Here is a 1,489-nt window from a genome sequence, read left to right as displayed (position 1 = left end):
ATGACTTAAAACGTTACAACACCCTTTATGAACAACACCTTACCAACCTAAAGCTGCAAGGTAAACGACCCGCGACCATTGATGCCTATTCCCGTGCGGTTCGTCGGATCACCGCTCATTTCGACCGAGCCCCTGATACATTAACGACCTCTGACCTCAAACAGTTCTTCGCGTCTCTTATTCAAACCCACTCGTGGAGCACCATAAAACTCGATCGTAATGGCTTGCAGTTTTTCTATCGCTACACGCTCGATAAACAGTGGGAGTGGCTCAATATCGTCAAGCCGCCACAAGTAAAACGACTGCCCGACATACTGACACCACAGCAAGTCAGCTCGCTGATTACTCACACTCGACAAGCACGTTATCAGGTGTTTTTTCTTACTCTGTACAGCATGGGGTTACGACTCAGTGAGGGATTAAATCTTACGGTTCATGATATCGACAGCCAAACAATGCGCGTTCACATACGGGAAGGAAAAGGCGGAAAAGACCGAATGGTGCCGCTTCCGCAGCGAACGCTTAAGGCACTCCGCACGCACTGGCTTACCCATAAGCATCCTTGCTACTTATTTCCTGGACTTGGTACATGTCACGACACCCCCATGGATCGTGGCGGAATTCAAAAGACGATGAAACTTGTACTTAAAGAGTGTGGTATCAAAAAGCATGCGAGTCCTCATTCACTCAGACATTGCTTCGCAACGCACTTACTTGAGCAAGGAGTCGACCTGCGTTCACTGCAATCACTGCTCGGTCATGCAAGCCTCAACACCACGGCACGATACACCCGAATGACTCAGATAAAGCAGCGTGATGCGGCAATGGCCATCAACCAATTAACGGATGATCTAGACTTAACATGGAGCATAAAATGAGTACTTTCATTGAACTGCTTCGCCAGCATCATCGTGCGCTTAAGCATCACTATCATGCGCAGATAAATGGCGATATGCATCGGGCTATTGGGGCGATGCTCCGTTGCAAAACAGAGCAACAAGGACGCTCACAATGGTTCTGCAGTCACTGCCATCACGATGACCGATTGCCTCTTTCTTGTGGTCATCGCCATTGCCCTCAATGCCAACAACGCACCACTTCTGACTGGCTACAGCGTCAACAGCAAAAACGGTTACCTGTTCACTATTTCATGGTGACCTTCACTTTACCGTATCAATTGAGAGTGCTGGCAAGACATCAACCTAAAGCGATATATAACGGTATGTTTAAGGTGGCATCAGGGGTATTAAAGGATTTTGCCAACCGACAACGGCAAGGTGAACTTGGTTTTACCGCCGTGTTGCATACTCACAGCCGACAACGAAACTTGCACCCACATCTGCACATTATCGTGGCGGCAGGCCAATACGACGCGTCGAGGCAAACGTGGCACAAAGGCAACAAGCATTACCTCTTCAACGCGTTTGCTTTGGCCAAAGTATGGCGAGCAAGAATGCTAGAGGCCATTAATCAACACCCAACGTTGTGG

2 protein-coding genes are annotated in these 1,489 nt (G+C 48.6%); both read left to right on the top strand.

What is annotated here, in order from left to right; genetic code table 11:
• The coding region (locus AB4323_RS23040; protein WP_372153443.1) for a tyrosine-type recombinase/integrase at nucleotides 1-878 on the top strand (878 nt) is incomplete at its 5' end.
• A partial coding sequence (locus AB4323_RS23035) for a transposase zinc-binding domain-containing protein (RefSeq protein ID WP_133153779.1) occupies nucleotides 875-1,489 on the top strand: 615 nt, incomplete at its 3' end. The genes AB4323_RS23040 and AB4323_RS23035, both read left to right, overlap by 4 nt.

The organism is Vibrio sp. 10N.261.52.C11 (assembly GCF_041471405.1).
Taxonomy (GTDB): Bacteria; Pseudomonadota; Gammaproteobacteria; order Enterobacterales; family Vibrionaceae; genus Vibrio; species Vibrio crassostreae_C.
The sequence above is the reverse complement of the archived record's forward strand: the minus strand, read 5'-3'. Positions and strand labels throughout refer to the sequence as shown.